We start from the raw sequence: 18,679 nt of genomic DNA on the forward strand, positions 1-18,679 counted from the left end.
CAGATACTTGTCTTTATGTTTAGACCAGTCTTTAATAGCCGTAAAGAATGACTTCCAGTCCTTTTCCAATAAGCGAAGGATTTGTTGAGCCGACTGAGCGGTAGGCATCTGTTTGTAATCATCAAATTCAAGATCTGCTTTTAACAGCTTATCCATATCTCCGTACCGAAGCCATTTATCATTTTTGACAAATTCGCTACGGACTAGATAGTTTGCATGATTATAGAGATTCTTTGATTTATGGGTAAAGTCACAGAACATTGAGTAGAACGGACTATTATGTTTTATCAGATGTTTCTCTACTCTCTGAGCTATCATCTTCTTCTACCCCCCAAAATAGCCACAACATTGAATATAAAAAATCTTATATATTTATAATCATTCTTTATTGTAATTAGTGACTATATTTATCTCACTCCCACTTTTTCCATACATCCGGCTGATATCCTATAGTAGAAAGCTTTCCGTTTCTCACTATAGGAGTCTTTATCACCTGTTGATTCTCAAGTATCTTTTCCAGCTTGTCTTCTTCTGCGATGTACTTTATAAGTGCCAGGGTATCTTTATCCTTGGCATCAGAGTTTATCATGTTCTCAATGCCACCGTTAGCCTGTGCTACGGAAGTAAATTCCCCCTTGCTAAGACCTTTTTCATTCATGTCAACAAACTGAAACTTTATGCCTCGTTCTTTAAAGAAACGCTGTGCTTTCTTAGTGTCGTTGCATTTCTTCGTACCAAATATCTGAATCATTTCATTACCCTCTCAAACCTGAACTTCTTGTAAAAGTACAAATCCAACACGCATCATATCAACGTGCCTTCGAAATGTGCGATCTCATGCTGTATTATCTGTGCAACAAAATCACTATACTTACCGTGCTGCTTTTGGAAGTTCTGATCCAGAAAATCCACTTCTATTTCCTTGTATCGGGTACATGAACGTACACCATCTAAAGAGAGGCAGCCCTCTTCTGTCTCATATTTTCCTGATTTATTTGTGATCACAGGATTTATCATCGGGATAATTATGGGACCTACCGCAACCACTATGATCTGCTTACGTTCTCCAATCATATTTGCTGCCATACCGACGCATCTTTCCAGATTTGCATTTAAAGTATCTATAAGGTCCTGAACTATTTCCTTATCAGCTTCTGTTGCTGGTTCTGACTTCTGCTGTAGGAACATGGGATCACGTACTATCTTTCTAACCATCGATTACCTCCTTTTATACACTTTCTATCATTTCTAATATCTACTGTTTTGCTACTTCGTACAGCAGAAATACACCATTGAACCATCAACATGAATGTCAATGTCCTTGTACATATGTTCCAGAATTTTTATAAGCTCTTCCTCGGTATGAAACGGAGGAGTAAACCAGCCTTTCTTTGAAAGTATGGTATTTACAAGCCAGTCTGATAAACTTGACTTTCCTTTTATGTAAAAACAAGCGATGAATTTCCCGCCAGTTTTTAATACTCTGTGAGTCTCTTTGAATGCCTTTTCCTTATCAGGAAACGCATGGAACCCATTCATTGACAGTACAATGTCGAAAGTTTCATCTTCCATCGGAAGATTTCCGACATCCCCCTGAATGAATGAAATATGTGAACTATCTTTAAGTCGCTGCTTTGCCTGTTCTAGCATGTCTTCACTGTAGTCAAGGCATGTTATTTCGGATTCCGGCAGAGATTTCCATTTATTCTCTGTAAATACAGCTGTTCCTACAGGCACATCAAGTATTGTTCCTTTGAAATTATCAGGAATATAAGAAAGAACCTTACGAGCTATCTCATTGTCATCAGTTCCGCTCCAGAAGATCTTAATATACATTTTGCTTAGGAAACTTCCCTGAGTGATCACATCATCATATATGTTCTTTGATGCCCTATATGCTTTCTGAGTCTTGTCCGCCATTACAAATTTCCCCGTCCGATATTTTCTATTATTTCTTCTTATACCCGCAGTCACAGTACTGTCCACCTGATGCCAGTGTATATTTTCTCACAACTGTTGGTTTCTTTTTCATGCTGAGGATTACTGCTGAAAACATGGCACAGTTTACAATATTGATCTTGAACCGATCCTCTTTCTCAAACTCAGGAAGCTCCCCAATGATTTTCTTATATCTTGGTTTCGCTGATTTTATGGTTTCGTCAGCCTCTGTATCAGAAAAACCAAGAACGCTTACCAGATTATCTCTAAAGCTTTGCTTATACAAAAGCCACATACCTAATGGCATTCCAAAATATTTCATATGTTCTTTCGGTTATGTATCTTTCGCCTCAATTCATCTAGAAATTAAGTCTTATCTCCATCTCATGCCATTTTTCACCGCCCCACTCGGATGCGGACTCTCCCAGGTCATCAAATCCAAACTTCCTGTACATTTTTATCTTTTCCTTATGACATGTCAGTACAAGTCTCTTCCGTCCGCGAGCCTGCTCTTTCCTGCAATAATTGAAAACAAGTTCCCTGGCAAGGCCCATTTTTCTGTACTCCGGAAGGACGTCAAGGCCCATAATCATTACTGTTTCTCCATCAGGCTCATGAAGGCTTTCATCAGTGAAAAATTCATCCCTGAATATACGTTCATTTGTTGCTATGCCGTTCAGGAATCCTACAATCTTTCCATCATTTTCCCTGTCTTTAATCACCAAAAACAGATCCGGCGCAACTTTGATACGTGCCTTCATATGTTCCGGGGTGCATGCTTCATTTGGAGGGAAGCATATCTGTTCGATCTTCACAACTTCATCTGATAACTCAGGTTTGATTTCACAAAACTCAAAATGTTTATATATCCCCGGTTCTTTTACATCAAGTTCTGACAGCATACGTCTTGCTCTCTCACGGCCCTTTTCCGTAAGGTATGCATACTTATTCTTTGGATTAATTATAAGGTCTTCCTTATCAAGTCTATCCATCGCATCAAAATCATAGTTCTTCCACGCAAGTTCATTAAAAGGCCTGCCTTCTCCGTCATTAAAACGTGTAAGATACATAAGTGCCAGTATCATGTCATCAATGGCTTCTTCCCGTGTTCTCATTTTTCCTTTATCCTTTCAAGTATGGCTTCTCTTACAGACAAAATATGTCCTGTGCCAGTCTCTTTCCGCTTTCTGTTTTCATTATTTTACTCATAAAATTCTCGATATTTTCCCGAATGTATCCGTTCTCCGTGGCATTTGCTATGTAATCCGCCTCAATCAGAATCTGATAATCGATGCCGTCGATCTCCTGTAAGGTATGGTGATGCCCAACAAGATAGGCAACACGTTCAATCTGACTTTCGCTCATGTCACAGTCGGAAAGGAATGCCTTCACCAAAGGGATACCTTCTTCTTCCTGATGTTTTCCGTTTGTATTTCCATACTTTTTACGGCAAAGGGGACAGGCAATATCATGGGTAATCGCGGCAACTTCAACGATAAACTGGGTATCCTTATCAAACCCTTCCAATTCCCCGATAGTTTTCGCATAAGTCCATACGCGGATAAGATGGTCGATATCATGAATGTTGCCATTGGAATAAGCGATCATTTTTCTCAAAATCTCTGCTATTGTCACAATCTTTCCTCCAGATAGTAAGTATGCTTAATCTGTATAATATCTCAATGAAGCGGAGGCAGCCCGTGGATGTCATAATTCTCATAATAGATATCAAAGGCAGTTTCCACATCCCCGAACAGCTCTATTAACGCTCCTGCCTGAAATATGGTAGAAAGCGACCCGGAAGGTGCCTTCCATGCGGCATTGGAGATCACCTCAAGTTTTTCATTACCCGGAGCATTAGCCCTGAGAATCGACTCAGCCTTAAAAAGCAACTCCCCTGTTGCGATATGGTAGTCGCTCGACACAATTGCAAGTTTCTTTACTGACGGATAGAGAGATGTCAGAATGTCATAGGTGAAAATGGCATTCTGAGCAGTGGTTATGGAATTGTCCTCCACAATGACACGCTTTTTCTCAATTCCCTGGTCAATAAGCCACTTCGCCATCTCACCGGCTTCTGAAGCGGATTCATTCTCGGAAGCTGTTCCGCCTCCCGTGCAGACAATATACGCATTCGGATACTTTTTTGCACTGTTAAGAGCAACGGTAAGTCGCTCAACAAGTTCCTCTTTCATTGTTCCGTCAGGATTCAACTGAAAACCCAGGACAACGATACAAAGCTCATCCGTATCAGGTAGATCGTCCGGCAGGACACCGTAATGAATTGGCTGACCGAGTTCATCGGAACTCCATATATTAATGATTTCCTTCCACTTTATTCCTGTTACTTTGTCTGCATCGGTCAGGTCTTTTAACAGTTTATCAATCCTGTCATTTGCTTCCACACCGTAGCTTCCATAATCCACCGCTATCTCTTCGACGATATTTTCCAAAAGTTTGGGATCTTCGGAGGGTTTAACGTTCCGGCTTACACACCCTGAAAGAGAAAACACCATGCAGAGCATAAATATATATTTAATTATGTGTTTCATATTATTTTTAGATGTTTTTGACACGATGTCATTCATTATATTTTCTGAAATCAGAAAATAATTGATTGATAAAGCTTCTCAAAATAGTCTGATCAATTTCGTTTTCAAATTTTATTTCCTGTGTATATCCAAAAGCGTTTTTATTGTTCAAGCATCCTGTGACTTTGATATGACCGTTCGGTTCAGCGATAAATATAATATAATTGTGAACACTATATGGTTCTTCCAGTCTTGACTCTCCTGACAGTGTTTCATAGAGATTCTTCAGCTGAACAGCAAATTCAGCTATATCCTGAACACCGACGTCCATAAATGTTTCAGCTGAATAGCCATAACTGGAAACCTTCACGCCTAGCGTTACATTTACAGGATATGCAAAGTCCTGTAAATGAATCTCCGGAGAAAATTCTAATATAAATGTGTCTGTCTCAATTCTATACATTTTTTCTCTCAAACTCTGATTTATCATTCCAACAGCTGATTAATCACCTTCTCATAATCATCTGAAATTAACGCTACTTCTTCACCGGCACGTTGAAATCCTTCTATAATGATCTTGTTATCATCTTGCAGGCTTTCAGAAGTACAGTCCTCATCTGACATCCTGGATTCTATCTCCGAGGCGTGACCTATGATATCGTTGTAATGAGATTTTATATACTCACCTGTCATTGCTAGACAGATAAATCTTATGTGTTTAAAGTAATTTCCGTCAAAATCCTTTCTCCATTCAAACGGAACATAACATCCCTCGACTATAAGATTCTGATGATTCTCCATGGCTGTTTTAATGATCTCACGGACAATTGGCCACAAATATCCTGTCAACTTATCATCATCTTCCGGAGTGAGATCCGTATTACCACTACGAATCAGACCCATTTTCAGGTGATCAATTGACAAGTACGGATATTTGTATTTCTCAAGCATTCTCTGTGCAAGGAGGGTTTTTCCCGTATGAGATGCACCGGTAATGATGATAATCATATTCTTTTCTTCAGTTCCTCTCTGACTTTATCCAAGTCACTACACGTTAGGATAGGAATCAAACTGTCTATTTCTTCACTGCTCTTATCCCACCATTTGAATTGTAACATTAAGCTTATCAGTTCATCGTCGAAACGTTTACGGAGCAGCTTGGCCGGATTTCCGACCACAATAGAATACGGCTCAACGTCGCTGCCAACAACACTGTTGGCTCCGATTATGGCTCCATCACCAATATGAACTCCTGGCAGGATCACTGCATTCTGACCAATCCAAACATCATTACCGATAACAGTATCTCCCTTTAACGGAAGGTCTGACACAGCGGGAGGATTCATATTCCAGCCTTCCAGAGTATAGAACGGAAAAGTTGAAACAGCATTCATCTGATGATTCGCCCCGTTCATCACAAACTCTACACCTGCCGCAATTTGACAGAACTTTCCGATGATCAGCTTATCGCCGTTCCATTCATAATGGTGTGTAACATGGCTCTCAAAATCAGAATCTGCAATATAAGTAAAGTCTCCGACAATGATGTTAGGGTTTTTTATCGTAGGTTTTACATATATTTCTTTATTGTACCCAGGTATCGGATGTATTGTATTGGGATTAGGGATTTTTCCGTCTTTCATATGTATTGTCCTCACAAAATTACGATTCTACTTCACCATCTCCCCATAAATCTGCGCCACCACACTGCCAATGTTCCTACTTCCAATGTATCCAAATGGTATGTTCTTTTCCCTCACTATTGCAATAAACTTTTTATAGCTGATATGGCTAATGTAATCTGTATAAAAATAAACTTTGTCCTTATCTTCCAACATTCCACTGTTTACGGTTTTATAAGCATCTGTGGCAAAAAAAAGCCATTCCGGGAATAGCTTTTTAAGCTTGTTCTGCCAGTTCACATGACCTCCGATTATGACGATCTTTTTATCAGCTATTGCTTTCTCCATATCCGGAAACTTATCTTCTGCTATCTCATCATCCTTATGTTCAGAATTATAGGCATACTCACGCAGTGCGATCAGCTCGTCCCGTTCAGCCTCATATTTCTTTACAATTCCTTCCGTTTCCTCAGAAGAATGCTTAGCACTTCTGTACATCTCCCGGAGGTACTTGTTTTCCTGCTCCTTTTCATTGAGTTTTTTCCGGACCCTGTAGGTATGTCAATGTTTATAAAAGAGCGATTACTTATCTCCGCATCTCAATCACCTTTAAGAAATCTCCAAAGTTATTGGGAAACATATTGCTACCCCAGATATGAATTCCTTCACTATCATCTGAAAACTCTATATCTAATGACCACTGCGTTCCGTCCATAACATCAGAATCATTGTATTCTTGATCCCAGTCATCAATATGAAGCTCTTTTAGCTCGGTGAGTAATTCTGACCACTTCTTGTTTTGATAAAGCACCCTTCCATCAATCAGGTAATCCATTATAGAATTCTCTCTCAACAAAGATGTCTTCACCATCATGGATGAGTGTTCTTCTCTCAGCTCCTCCAAAGAACCCACCATATTCAATGATTATTTTCTGGATAAGTTTCTTGTTCATTGGTGATCCTCCAGTAGTAATTCGTTAAAACAGCTCCATATTTAATCAATAAATCTTTTCGACTTTCTCTTCAATGCCATACATTCTCATGAACTCTTCTATCTCCTTATCATTACAGACCACCATAATCTCTTTAAATTTGCCGGTTGTAAGATTAATGAATCCGGCGACCATTTCACCATTACAAATGCTGGCTTTGATTGCCGGCTTTTGATTTTGCTTATCATAGGTTTTCTTTTCCGGCTTTTTCTTGAAAAACATAACAATATCTCCCAAATATAATGGTTAAAGAAGGCTCCTAAGAACATTTCCCTTTCCAACTTTTCTTCCGTTTTCATCATATGTTTCATTTCTTATAGGATCATATGAACCGCGCCTACGATTCCCATAATCTACTAAGTATTGAACACCATTTGATTCGGTTTCAATATACCCATTACCACCGTTTTTAAATCTTACTATTTCTCTGCTGTTTTTTCGGGTACTACTAAGATGCCTATGATTAATTGCTTCTTGACGAGCATTAGCATAGCGTTCGACATTGGGATTTTCAGATTTGACATTATGTTTGTCGGCATCCAACATTGTATTTGCAGCTTTACCCAAAGCATAGGCAGCAACAGCCTTTTGGGCAGCATTCATCCCTCTTATATCATTTGTTTCCTGTTTATAATCTGGTCGTTGTGATTCTGATGCAGTATTCTTTTTGCTCCCGGTATATTTTCTATTCGTTTTTTTCCATATTTCCGGATTCTTTCTTCGTGTTCTTATACATTTAACACATAGGATGATGTCCATGATAAATGCGATAGGAATAAGGATGAATGCTAATGGCGGAAATATAAACAAAAAAACACATCCGACGATAAGAACAATAACAAATTTAAAAGCTTCCTTTTTCTCTTTTTCAATCACAGACCTTTTATAAGCTTCAATTTCTTCGTAAGTCATATGTTTATCCTTAGTACTAATCTCAATACTGTTCAATTATCAACTTTCACAAATCAATGCCTGCTGATAAATCCCCATCAATCCATAATAATTCAATAGATCTGGCCAGTGATTTCCTGGATGATAAAAGTCCAAAAACAGACGTTTCTTGCCGAGTGTATCTTTGTAGTAATACCAATTATCATTCTTTCCATAATCATAATCTAGTCCAAATACGGTGCTATTCAAGATGTGAAAACAATTGCCACAAATGACAACATCAGGATCTATGAGCATAAATTCCTTTTTTATTTCCGGCATATCCTCAAAAGCATAGGCCTCTAACTCATCATAATCTGATTTGCTCTTTCCATTGCTCTTTTTAATGTTTAGGATAGCTATACGTTGAAGAATATCCTTATATACCGCTTCCGAATATTGTTCTTTGTACGGACAGATACTATGTCTTGTAGTATGAAGTACACCATAAGTCCAAATAGCAATCCTTCTCCATATTTTGTAATGCAAACATTCACCACTGGCAATCCAGTCAGTAAGAAGCCAATCCCCATCATTCTTGTTACTATAGGCCTCCTTTAGCACAAATAATATCCTTGGCTTCTGATCAAACCAAATCTGTGGATTAACAATACCATCAGAAATGAAGACATTATCTTTGTGATTTATTTCAAATCCGTTGATGTTTTTCGGTGATTTGTTTTTCCATAGTTCAAACAGTGTCTTAAGATCTTTGCATTCGTCAATACTTTTATTAGCCATTTTCTCTGAGCCTCCAAACATCAACCTGAAGCTATTGATCCACTATAATTCTGACAAAAGACAATCTTCTTCCGCCACCTCATACGCTGAATCATAGTCCAATCCCTCTGCATCCATATACTCTTCAGCCAGGTTCTCAATAAATCCATCGTTATCATCCACAGAAGCACCCACCTCTTAAATATCGACCTATCTTTTGCTTCGATATGGTGATGCCAAAATAACAGCTCTCATAAAATCAAGATTCATAGTTGACCAATTGAATATCTTTTTCATATCCTTTCGAGATCATGTTTTCCTGTTAGCTTTACATTAACAAAATCTGTAATTAAAAAGGAGGTGGACGGTCCACCCTTTTATGCCAAAGGATCTTTCAGCTTGTTTCCCTTTGTATATTGGTTGTATTCATTAATAAAATGTGTTATATCATCTCCATCTTTCAAAGCTCTTATGCAAATGTAGTCTTCAAGACAATCTTCGGTAAGTTCATTACTGAACTTACCGAACAGCTTGTTTGCCTCCTCAACGGTCATCTTTAATCCGACCACTAGCTTGTAAAGACTTGTACGTGTGATATTGGCACGACCGTTTATCATCTGCTTAATCTGTGAAGTTGATATGTGTGTCAGTTCCTCAATGCCATCATACTTCGGTTTTATATTGTGTTTCTTTGCATAAGCATCGATAACATCACCTATATCAATTCTTAAGTCAAATAGTCTCTCATCAAATTCCTTGATTTTACTCATACTGACCTGTGCACTTCCCTTGCCTGGTGTCAGCTGCATATCTTTGGAAAAAACTCTTTTTTCAATCTCTTCTTGGATAACCATACCTACCTCTAAAAACTTTTCGTTTAAAAAAATATCTTATCGCTCTTGTTTCTATTACACTTCCAACACAAAGTCTGGAGATTATTTTCCTCCGTTAATCCTCCTTTGGCTACCGGAATAATGTGGTCTATTTCAAGTAAAAGATTAGGCTCCTTATGAGTGGAGTTGCCACAAAACCTACAATTATAATTATCCCTTTTCTTAATAAATTGACGTAGCTTATTTGTCATCAAAGCTCGTTGTTCTTTTGCAAATGATTTCATTGAAATCTTGCTCTGAAGCATGTTTATCAATCTTTATATGATCATCATATTCGAGATATTCTGGCAGAATAAGTTTAAAGCAACACTGATTATATGACGGATTCATTCGTGAAACTTCCTTGTTAGTTTTATTTTTAACGAAATATATTATTCAAATTTTAATATCAAAAAAAATATCTCCCAGAGAAAACACAATCTCTGATATTCCTCCATCAGAACAACTAATACCTTAGCCTCTGGTTCGTTTTATACCACATGCCGGTCCGCCGAGGTTCATTGCCTTTTCTGCTTCTGCTTCAGGATCTGCTAAAACATCTGCATACTCAGGATGCTTCTGGAACCATTTTATAGCGTAGGAGCATGAAAGCTCTGCCTTACGGCCATCTTCTCTAAGAAGGTTTGCTACATGTTCAGTTATTTTTCCGGCTATTCCCTGTCCGCTCATAGAGGGATCTACTTCTGTATGAACGAGATTCACTACTCCCGGTTTAACCTCCGGATAGTCAAGTACTGCAATACGTTTTCCGGTCTCGTCTTCCAGCCAGGTACTTGAATTATTTGATTTGAAATTCATAGGGTGCTCCTTATTCGTCCACATAATCCCAGGCATTAAATGTCTCATCAGTGCGCTGCTCTCCATCGGTAATGCCTTTTACAAATTCAGTTACATATGTATCACCGGAAACAGTATTAATATAATAACGTATCTCGGCACCTGTATATGAACGGTACATCACTACAATCTGGTTATCGATAAATGATTCAATTTCATGAGCTTTTTTTATAGAAATCCACACCGTCTCCGGATTTAATAAAAAGACCTGTACTGTCCAGATGATAGTAATCAAAATTAGTCCATGCGCTGTAGGTTCCGTCCTTCAGTGGTTTCATAATCACTGAAGCATACAGGTTCTGTGCAGTGAAGGTTCCGTCCTGATTGTTTATCACTTCTACAGGTCCGATCCGACTTTTCACAGTTGGCTCCATACCGACGCACTTTGTATAAGAATACTTATATATTCCTTCGAGAGGTGAGATGGTGATCTCCGTTCTGGCAGGTTTCCCGTCCCATGCACCATCCCCACCCACATAGTATCCATCCGGCGTCCATGTACTTGTGACCATGACACCATCAGAACCAAGGTAGTAATTGCCTGCCCACTGATCTTTAACAGCTTTTCCGTCATCTCCTATATAGTACCATTTTTCGTTATACTGCCTCCATTCACCTGCTAAAGATGTCATGGAAATCATAAGAACAGATACGATCAATGCTAATGTATATCCCTTGAACAAAGCCACCTTTTCTTTCATGAAAACCTCCAAAGATTTCCCGGTACTCTTATAAATACATATCCCCTAAAGGATTCTTTAAGAAAATTTCGGCAAGGCTTCATACATGTATAAGAGAGTGGCATAGTCCATCCTGAAGAGGTATGTCCCAATATAACAATCAACCCTACCCATATAAAATGTAAAAAAGCCAATGTATTCTATAAAAATCATGCTGGCTAAAGTTGAACTTTGTGTCCAATTAGGGTAGTATAATACCATAACTATCCAATTTGGATAGTTATGGTATTATTTTATTATATGAAGGATCAAAATGAGCATAAATATTAAAGAATACAGAAACAAATCCGGCCTTTCTCAGACGCAATTTGCTGATTATTTTAATATTCCAGTCAGCACACTCCGTAAGTGGGAACAGGGGGAATCCAGGCCGGCACCTTATATCATTAAGATGATTTCCATGTTGCTTCCATCAGCAAAAGATATTATGAAAAAAATCATCACCAAAGATGGAACAACCTACTTTTATGAAGAAAGTTCCGGAATCCTGTATGATTCTGTCGGCAACTCGATTCAGGTCAAATTCGATATCGAAAATGTCAAACCTGAAAATCTTCCTCTTTACGTTGCCGACTTATTTGAATCATTCTATGAGATTAAAGAGAAGTTCGAACAGGATTGCAGATGGGATAAGGACGAAAACATTATTTGGAGTTAACAGAATCATGGCAAAAAAAAATGTAAAAGAATACTATCTCATGCATAAAGACATCCCGGTATGCCTTATGGAAATATCTGATGACGGATCTCTGGGGAAATACAGAAAAAACTCAGATGCATGGGAACATTTCCCATTGGGCGGACAAATGAATGAAATGAAATTCCATGATTGGTGGAAAGACCGTGCCATTCCTAAAACCCGTAATGGTGCCAAGTCTGCTCTGCAGCGTCTTGGATATTCTTCAACAAACAGTGCCTTGGTCGATAATCTTGCACTCAGTCTGTCTGACTGCTATTGGATTAAACCTCGTGGTGAAGACTTATTATGGAAGGATGTAAATCTTTTTACAAATGATTTTGTTGATACATTCGGCGAATTGACCATAAACAAAGATCATCTTATAGACATTAGAAAGGAAACAAAATTCAAATTTGCTACCTCTCAAGGTGAACTTCAAAAGAAATGGTGTATAGACAGCACCGGAAAACGTTATATGATCAAGGGTAACTATGGCCAGTCTTACCAGCAAAGCCTGAATGAACTATTCGCCACCACTCTTCACATGCAGCAGGGATTCGATAATTTTACCGAATATTCTCTTACCCTGCTTAAAGTTGAGGGTGACATAGATGGAATTGGCTGCTTGTCCTACGATTACTGCAGCGAGAACATCGAAAGTATCAGCGCCTGGGAACTGCTGCAAACCGTAAAGATACGTCAAAACGAATCATTTTATTTCCCATTAAAAAACGTTTGTCTTAAATTAGGCATGTCAGAAGAGTATTTTACAAGATTCATGGACTACGAAATAATGACTGATTATCTTCTGTCTAATACTGACAGACACATGAATAATATAGCCATCTTGCGAAACCCTGATACCTTGGAGTTATTAGGCTTTGCGCCCATATATGATTCCGGTAATTCCATGTTCTATAACATTCCTTATGATCAGATGTATAAAATACGAATTGATGAAATCAAAACTCACTCATTTGTGGAGCGTGAAAGTAAATTACTTTCTTACGTTCAAAACAGAAAAACTGTAGATATAAATAAAGCTCTTATGGACTTCGACATTTATACTAAAGATCTCTATGAACGGCAGATCCGTATCCCAAAATTGAAAGAGCTCTATGATAAAAAACTATCTATGCTCTCGGCTTTCCAGGATGGTAAAGACCTGTGGAAAACTTTCAGGTAAAACAATAAAATTTCAATAATAATGTTATTTTTCGATGTATTGAAATCATCATAAACTTGCACTTAAAAAAAGTCCAATTATCTCAAAGCTTTGCGAGATAATTGGACTTTTTGTTTTATTTTGATATCAATGAAACTATCTTCGTCCTTTGTACAGACTATATTTGAAGAAGGGCTTCGTAACACCTAAACTATATTATTCGTCTTCGGTCATTCCGATGAGGTCGAACTTCTCCTTGGAGATAACCACCTCAAAATCATCTTTCTTTGGTACGGGGAATTTTACCCATATAGTACGGTCTGACATGTTGTAGTACCAGCCGGACTCTGCCTCATCGAAGGCATCCCTGATGATGAAACGAGGAATCTCTTCTCCGTCGAGAGTTGCCCAGTAGGCACCCTTTTCCTTGCTGACAAGCTTTATCATCATGGTCTCAAGAGTTGATGGATACTCTCCCTCTTTCCTGAAGCTTATCTTAGTTCTGTCTCCGGCCTTCACTTTGATTTCGGTCTTTGCAAAGATTCCCTTCTGGAAATCCTCTGTGTGTCCGTCATCGTCATAAAGTGTGAATGCAGAATCAGCCTCTCCACCAACAAGTATCTCAAGATGCTTCATGGTATCTCTAAGGATATGTTTTACATCCTCTGTTGTGGTGAAGATACCGTTTCCTCTCAGGAACATAGGTATGGATGATGCATCAACAGGAATCTCGATTTCCTGTCCTCCCTCATAAGCCTTGAGATTGTCGTTCATGTCATACCATGTTGCGCCCTTCGGAAGGTAAAACTTTCTCGTCACAGCGCCCTTTTCGAGAACATTGGCAACAAGGATACTGCTGCCGTACATGAAGCTCAGGCTCTCATCAGTGTAGCAGCGCTTATCCTCCGGGAACTCAAGGAACAGCGGTCTCATGACAGGCATTCCTGTCTCATGGGCCTCCGCCATAAGTGAGTAGAGATACGGGAACATCCTGTAGCGAAGATGGTAAGCCGCTCTCACATAAGGAAGGTTTTCCTCGTACATCCATGGCTGGGTCACGGTGTTGTCATTGTTCGCGGAGTTGATGGTGAATCTCGGCTGAAAGATACCGTTCTGTATCCAGCGGAGAAGAAGTTCAGCTTCAGGAGCCGGACCTGCAAAGCCTCCGATATCACAGCCCATGTTGGCACATCCCGAAAGGCCCATGCCCATGATGGTTGCTACATTGAACTTAAGAGTACGCCAGTCTGTCAGATTATCTCCTCCCCAAACCTGAGCGTAACGCTGTATGCCCGCATATCCCGCACGGTTAATGATGTAAGGTCTCTCACCGGGATATACATCTGCTATTGCCTGCTTACCGAGGAAAGCCATGAGGTTTGAATGAAGTATCTTCAGCTCTGCCATGGTTCCGCCGAGGCCTTCTCTGTCACAGTAAGCATCTCTGTCCTCCACGCCGTCCATCTCGCAGTTGTCATTCCAAACTGTCTTGGTGCCTTTTTTGAGAATGTTTTCCTCCAAAAGCTTCTTCCATGCATTACGTCCCTGTACGCTTGTAAAGTCGATGAAACGGCCTTCACCGCCCCACCAGCGTCCGTAATAGTCAGCCTTTCCGTCCGGAGTCTTGATGAAAGCATTCTCCTTCTCAAAATATTTGATGTACGGATGGTGCTTCAGAATACCCGGCTTCAGGTTAGGGATGACATTTATACCCCGGCGGTTCATCTCTTCAAAGAACTTCTCCGGCTGAGGGAATCTTCTCTTATTCCAGTTGAAAACGTATCTTAGATTATCCTCCTCACCGCTTGAATAACCGCTGGCCAGCCAGAAGTTGTCGATGGGAATGTCTTCCTTTTCATGCTTGTCGATGACCTTGTAGATCTCCTGGTCACAGTCCTTTTCCAGCTCTGCGTAGTACATGGTGGATGCACAGTAACCCAGGGACTGCTTGGTAGGCATAGCCATACGGCCTGTGAGTCTGGTGTAGAGGTCGAGGACATTGGCCATGGAAGGACCGTTCATGAGAAACAGATCAATGTCTCCGCCGTCAGTCTGATAATAGCTGTATCGGTCCCAGTAACCGGAAATCTCCTCTCCCATATCGAAGAGGCAGTCATAGGAATTGTGATAGAAAAGTCCCAGGGCATGAAGGTTATCCTCATTCACTCTGATGTAGAAAGGAATGTGCTTGTACATCGGGTCACCCTTCTCAGGGTCATGACCGATGGCATCCTTAGGGGACATTCTGAGACGACGCCCCTTCTTGTCGAGATAACCTGTCTTCTCACCGAAGCCGTAGAAGTGATCCTTCTCCCTGTCCATTTTGTTGTAGTGATAGAGTCTTCCAAGCTGGTCCTTCTCAAAGGCTCTCTCAGCAAGATCTGAATAAATCAGCTTTCCTTCCCTTGTGTAGAGACGGAAGGAAAAAGGCTTCTTCAGGAGATGCAGTTCCAGTGTCTCTGTTCTGAAAACAAGCTCTTTTTCCTTTTCCTCATAAGGAACATCAAGGGCTGTTATTCTCTTTCTCTCCCCTGAGAGGAGATCATCCATGGCATCCTCCCAGGCAGTGGTTACAAGTGTATAGGATCTCTCAGGAAACTGACGGTCAAAAGAAACTCTGATTCTGATGAGATCCGAAGTCATAAAAACGAGCATCACATCCGCTGTATCACCGTGGATGATGTAGCCGTTGCCTGTTTTCTCTATTGATTCAAATTGTTTTAAAAGCATTTTTTCTCCTTGTAACTGTTCAGCCAATGTAATGAGATTATTCAACAGTACAACCATCACGAACCCTTAAGCTGAGGCATTTAAAAATCGTAAGCGCACAATTTAGAAGCAGTTATCCCTTTTCCTTGACTCCCTGGTCAACGCCGGAGTTTTCATCAAAGAAAACTTGGCGATTGACCAGGGATTACTGCTTCTTAAGGGGCGCTTACAGATTTTTCTGCCGAAGCGCCCGGGTTCTGATGGATATACTGTTGAATTTCATATCATTGGCTGAACAGTTTCTTACATCCCAATGAGATCAAAATCCTCAAAAGAAACTTTAAGATTATAATCCTCTTTCGGATTCTCATACTTCACTTCCACGCTTCTCTTGGTCTGACTGTAGTACCAGCCCTCTGCAACCTTTTCGAACTGATGACGGTTCAGGAAGTGCTTAAGCTTCCTTCCGGAAAGGCTTACCCAGTACGGGCTTCTCTCCTTCTTTACCATCTCAACCTTCACAGTACGGATGCTGTCCTCATAATCCCCTTCCCGTGAGAAACTTAGATCCACAACACTGTTGCCCTTCATGGAAATCTTTGTTGTAAGGTACTGTCCCTCCTTATAGGCATTGGACACACCGTCATCCTCGTACATGCAGTACTCTCTGTCTTCCCCGGGAACAACCGTGAGAAGAAGATCTGTGACCTTGTCCTTCTCCATGCTCATAAGCTGGTTCTCAGCCTTCGGCACGATGGCACCCTCTCTAAGGAACATAGGAATGGATGACATATCAACAGGAATCTCTATGGTCTGACCGCCCTCGTAGCAACGGAAGTTGTCATTCCAGTCATACCAGCGGTTTCCGGCAGGAAGATAGACACGGCGGGTGGATGCGCCCTTTTCCAAAACATTGGCAACCAGGATATCCCTTCCGAAGAGGAAATCAAAACTGTTCTCATATACCTCAGGATCATTTTGGTACTCATATACAAGAGCTCTCATCACAGGAGCACCTGTCAATGTTGCTTCCTTCTCAAGTGAGTAGAGGTACGGAGCAAAACGGTAACGGAGCAGTATGGCATCTCTTACGAGATCAGTTGAATTATGGAACATCCATGGCTCGGTTACAGTGTTGTCATTGGATGCAGAGTGAATGGAGAATCTTGCCTGGAAAATTCCCTGCTGTACCCAGCGGACGAAAAGCTCTTCCTCAGGTGCAGGTCCTGCAAATCCTCCTATATCCGCACCCTCATTCGGCTGACCGCTTAAACCCATACCTGTAATGATAGGGATGTTGTACTTCAGTGTCTGCCAGCTTGTGTAGTTATCCCCGCACCAGGTCTGGGCATAATGCTGAATTCCTGCGCTTCCCGAACGGCATACTGAATAGGGACGGGCTGATGGATCATTTTCACGCACCGCATCGTTTGAAAGCTTGCACATAAGGGTGCTCATGATTGGCTTAAGCTGTCCGATGGTGCCGCCCTTTCCGTCGAAGTCAACGATATCATCCTTGTCCATGAGGCTGTCATACTCGCAGTTATCATTCCAGATGGAATTTGTTCCAACCTCGATGAGAGCTTCCTTCATATATTTCTTCCAAAGCTCTCTTGCAGAAGGCTTAGTGTAATCCCAAAAGGCACCTTCGCCTCCCCACCACATGCCGATGGCGGTCTTTTTCGGGTCCTTTGAATCCTTAACGAAAACATCACCCTTCTCGAACTCCTCGAAATAAGGATGCATGAGGAGTATGCCAGGCTTTATATTCGGAACATTCTGAGCGCCCTTTTCATTCATTGCCTTGAAATAAGCTTTGGGGTCCTTGAATCTTTCCCTGTTCCAGGTGAACACACAGCGCTTATTCTGATAGCTTGTGTAGCCTGATGAAAGATGGAATCCGTCGATAGGGAAGCCCTCCTCATGTACAGTATCGATAAAATCGAGAACCGCATCATCACTGTCCTTCTCAAGCTCCGGATAGTACATGGAGGAACCCTGATAACCCATGGCACGCTTAGGAAGAAGTGCCGGCCGGCCGGTAAGCTCTGTATACTGGTCTACAACCTTTTTTATGGTGCCTCCCGCAAGAAGGAACATATCTATATCCCCTCCGTCTGCCTGCCAGTAAGCATATCTCGGCCAGTAATTGGACTTCTCGCAGCCCATGTTGAAAACAGACTCATAGAAATTATGGAAGAACACTCCCACTGCCTTCTTTGTTTCTCTGTCAAGACGGATGAAAAACGGAATGTGCTTGTAAAGGGTATCCATCTTCTCCGCATCATATCCCATGGCATCCGTTGCACGCTGACGAAGGAAGGTCTTGTTTTTGTTAATGCCTCCCACCTTCTCACCAAAACCATAGAAGCAGTCATCCTCCTTCATACGGAAGTAGTTAGTGATACGGCGATTCGAATCCAGTGTAAAAGGACTAAGCTTTTCTGTGCTGTAAAGCACTGCTCCGTCAGAATCCTTCACCGAAATGGTAATGGGGGCTTTTCCTATATGTAAGCTGAGCTTTCCTGTCTCAAAAAGAAGCTCTTCATCAGTCTCAGTGAATTCCGGCTCCACCGGCTCCACTCTCTTTCTTTCTCCTTCAAATAAAGGATCCAGACGATCCTCCCAGGCTGTCTTCATCAGTACATAAGACTCCTCGGGAAACTCCCCGGAAAAAGATGCTCTTAACCTGATAAGGTCATCACTCAGGAAATACAGCTTGATGTCAGCATTATCCGTATGGATCAGATAAGCTCCGTTAATTTTTTCTATATTTTTAACTTTTGAACAGATTTCCATAACTTTCCTCTCAAATTTGGGTATAAAAATACAGCCTGCACTTCTCTGGTCTATCGACATCGTAAATGCAGGCTGTGCTCAAAATCTGAATTATCCTGCACTTTACCCCTTCATGACACATCGC

25 protein-coding genes and 1 pseudogene are annotated in these 18,679 nt (G+C 40.7%); 2 read left to right on the forward strand and 24 right to left on the reverse strand.

Annotated elements, in window-relative coordinates; genetic code table 11:
- The 22 genes and pseudogenes from T515_RS11365 to T515_RS11470 all read right to left on the reverse strand — a co-directional run.
- Positions 1-318: pseudogene (locus T515_RS11365) on the reverse strand (hypothetical protein); the annotation flags it as partial.
- Positions 319-412: 94 nt separating this feature from the next.
- A complete protein-coding gene (locus tag T515_RS11370; protein WP_036611179.1) occupies positions 413-751 on the reverse strand; it encodes an arsenate reductase family protein in 339 nt (112 codons plus the stop codon).
- A gap of 53 nt (positions 752-804) precedes the next feature.
- Positions 805-1,215, reverse strand: a complete 411-nt coding sequence (locus T515_RS11375) for a peptide deformylase (protein ID WP_036611181.1) — start codon at positions 1,213-1,215, stop codon at positions 805-807.
- 51 nt (positions 1,216-1,266) lie between these two features.
- Entirely contained in the window at positions 1,267-1,920 is a 654-nt protein-coding gene (locus T515_RS11380) for a class I SAM-dependent methyltransferase (protein WP_036611262.1), read from the reverse strand.
- A 28-nt stretch (positions 1,921-1,948) separates the two neighbouring features.
- Complete coding sequence (locus T515_RS11385; protein WP_081832794.1) at positions 1,949-2,260, reverse strand: hypothetical protein; 312 nt, start codon at positions 2,258-2,260, stop codon at positions 1,949-1,951.
- A 37-nt stretch (positions 2,261-2,297) separates the two neighbouring features.
- Positions 2,298-3,053 carry a DUF6429 family protein gene (locus tag T515_RS11390; protein ID WP_330372667.1) on the reverse strand — a complete coding sequence of 252 codons (756 nt, stop codon included), beginning with the start codon at positions 3,051-3,053 and terminating at the stop codon, positions 2,298-2,300.
- 31 nt (positions 3,054-3,084) lie between these two features.
- Complete coding sequence (locus tag T515_RS11395) at positions 3,085-3,573, reverse strand: HD domain-containing protein (RefSeq protein WP_036611183.1); 489 nt, start codon at positions 3,571-3,573, stop codon at positions 3,085-3,087.
- A 44-nt stretch (positions 3,574-3,617) separates the two neighbouring features.
- Positions 3,618-4,391: a YdcF family protein gene (locus tag T515_RS16730; RefSeq protein WP_197026438.1), complete on the reverse strand. Its 774-nt coding sequence runs from the start codon at positions 4,389-4,391 to the stop codon at positions 3,618-3,620.
- Positions 4,392-4,518: 127 nt separating this feature from the next.
- Complete coding sequence (locus T515_RS11405) at positions 4,519-4,944, reverse strand: WapI family immunity protein (protein ID WP_197026439.1); 426 nt, start codon at positions 4,942-4,944, stop codon at positions 4,519-4,521.
- Between the two features lie 11 nt (positions 4,945-4,955).
- Positions 4,956-5,477: an AAA family ATPase gene (locus T515_RS11410; protein ID WP_036611185.1), complete on the reverse strand. Its 522-nt coding sequence runs from the start codon at positions 5,475-5,477 to the stop codon at positions 4,956-4,958.
- Positions 5,474-6,112 carry a CatB-related O-acetyltransferase gene (locus T515_RS11415; RefSeq protein ID WP_036611186.1) on the reverse strand — a complete coding sequence of 213 codons (639 nt, stop codon included), beginning with the start codon at positions 6,110-6,112 and terminating at the stop codon, positions 5,474-5,476. Before T515_RS11415 ends, T515_RS11410 begins: the two co-directional genes overlap by 4 nt.
- A gap of 27 nt (positions 6,113-6,139) precedes the next feature.
- Positions 6,140-6,589 carry a hypothetical protein gene (locus T515_RS11420; RefSeq protein WP_036611188.1) on the reverse strand — a complete coding sequence of 150 codons (450 nt, stop codon included), beginning with the start codon at positions 6,587-6,589 and terminating at the stop codon, positions 6,140-6,142.
- Between the two features lie 88 nt (positions 6,590-6,677).
- Positions 6,678-6,926, reverse strand: a complete 249-nt coding sequence (locus T515_RS11425) for a hypothetical protein (RefSeq protein ID WP_036611190.1) — start codon at positions 6,924-6,926, stop codon at positions 6,678-6,680.
- The gene (locus T515_RS18215; RefSeq protein WP_278245417.1) at positions 6,910-7,044 is read right to left on the reverse strand and encodes a hypothetical protein; all 135 of its coding nucleotides are present in this window, start codon (positions 7,042-7,044) and stop codon (positions 6,910-6,912) included. The genes T515_RS11425 and T515_RS18215 overlap by 17 nt, the downstream gene beginning before the upstream one ends.
- A gap of 45 nt (positions 7,045-7,089) precedes the next feature.
- Positions 7,090-7,305, reverse strand: coding sequence for a hypothetical protein (locus T515_RS11430; RefSeq protein ID WP_036611192.1), 216 nt, complete (start codon positions 7,303-7,305; stop codon positions 7,090-7,092).
- A 24-nt stretch (positions 7,306-7,329) separates the two neighbouring features.
- Positions 7,330-7,995: a hypothetical protein gene (locus T515_RS11435; RefSeq protein WP_036611194.1), complete on the reverse strand. Its 666-nt coding sequence runs from the start codon at positions 7,993-7,995 to the stop codon at positions 7,330-7,332.
- Positions 7,996-8,034: 39 nt separating this feature from the next.
- Positions 8,035-8,754: a hypothetical protein gene (locus tag T515_RS11440; RefSeq protein ID WP_036611197.1), complete on the reverse strand. Its 720-nt coding sequence runs from the start codon at positions 8,752-8,754 to the stop codon at positions 8,035-8,037.
- Positions 8,755-9,110: 356 nt separating this feature from the next.
- Entirely contained in the window at positions 9,111-9,587 is a 477-nt protein-coding gene (locus T515_RS11445; RefSeq protein ID WP_036611201.1) for a transcriptional regulator, read from the reverse strand.
- A 23-nt stretch (positions 9,588-9,610) separates the two neighbouring features.
- Entirely contained in the window at positions 9,611-9,871 is a 261-nt protein-coding gene (locus tag T515_RS18475) for an HNH endonuclease (protein ID WP_334290864.1), read from the reverse strand.
- A 208-nt stretch (positions 9,872-10,079) separates the two neighbouring features.
- Positions 10,080-10,424 (reverse strand): GNAT family N-acetyltransferase, encoded by a 345-nt coding sequence (locus T515_RS11460; RefSeq protein WP_081832797.1) that lies wholly within the window; start codon positions 10,422-10,424, stop codon positions 10,080-10,082.
- Between the two features lie 10 nt (positions 10,425-10,434).
- Positions 10,435-10,647, reverse strand: a complete 213-nt coding sequence (locus tag T515_RS11465; RefSeq protein ID WP_036611203.1) for a hypothetical protein — start codon at positions 10,645-10,647, stop codon at positions 10,435-10,437.
- Positions 10,619-11,164, reverse strand: a complete 546-nt coding sequence (locus T515_RS11470) for a hypothetical protein (protein WP_036611205.1) — start codon at positions 11,162-11,164, stop codon at positions 10,619-10,621. Before T515_RS11470 ends, T515_RS11465 begins: the two co-directional genes overlap by 29 nt.
- Positions 11,165-11,456: 292 nt before the next feature.
- On the opposite strand from T515_RS11470, the gene T515_RS11475 reads away from it, so the two are divergent.
- A complete protein-coding gene (locus tag T515_RS11475; protein WP_036611207.1) occupies positions 11,457-11,861 on the forward strand; it encodes a helix-turn-helix domain-containing protein in 405 nt (134 codons plus the stop codon).
- A 7-nt stretch (positions 11,862-11,868) separates the two neighbouring features.
- Positions 11,869-13,068, forward strand: a complete 1,200-nt coding sequence (locus T515_RS11480) for a hypothetical protein (protein ID WP_036611209.1) — start codon at positions 11,869-11,871, stop codon at positions 13,066-13,068.
- Positions 13,069-13,263: 195 nt separating this feature from the next.
- On the opposite strand, the gene T515_RS11485 is transcribed toward T515_RS11480, so the two are convergent.
- Together T515_RS11485 and T515_RS11490 are read right to left on the reverse strand one after the other, a co-directional pair.
- A complete protein-coding gene (locus T515_RS11485; protein ID WP_036611211.1) occupies positions 13,264-15,777 on the reverse strand; it encodes a glycoside hydrolase family 31 protein in 2,514 nt (837 codons plus the stop codon).
- A 282-nt stretch (positions 15,778-16,059) separates the two neighbouring features.
- Positions 16,060-18,555 (reverse strand): TIM-barrel domain-containing protein, encoded by a 2,496-nt coding sequence (locus tag T515_RS11490; RefSeq protein ID WP_036611213.1) that lies wholly within the window; start codon positions 18,553-18,555, stop codon positions 16,060-16,062.
- Positions 18,556-18,679: the final 124 nt, after the last annotated feature.

Origin of the sequence: Oribacterium sp. P6A1, from assembly GCF_000702885.1 — a bacterium.
Classification (GTDB): domain Bacteria; phylum Bacillota; class Clostridia; order Lachnospirales; family Lachnospiraceae; genus Oribacterium.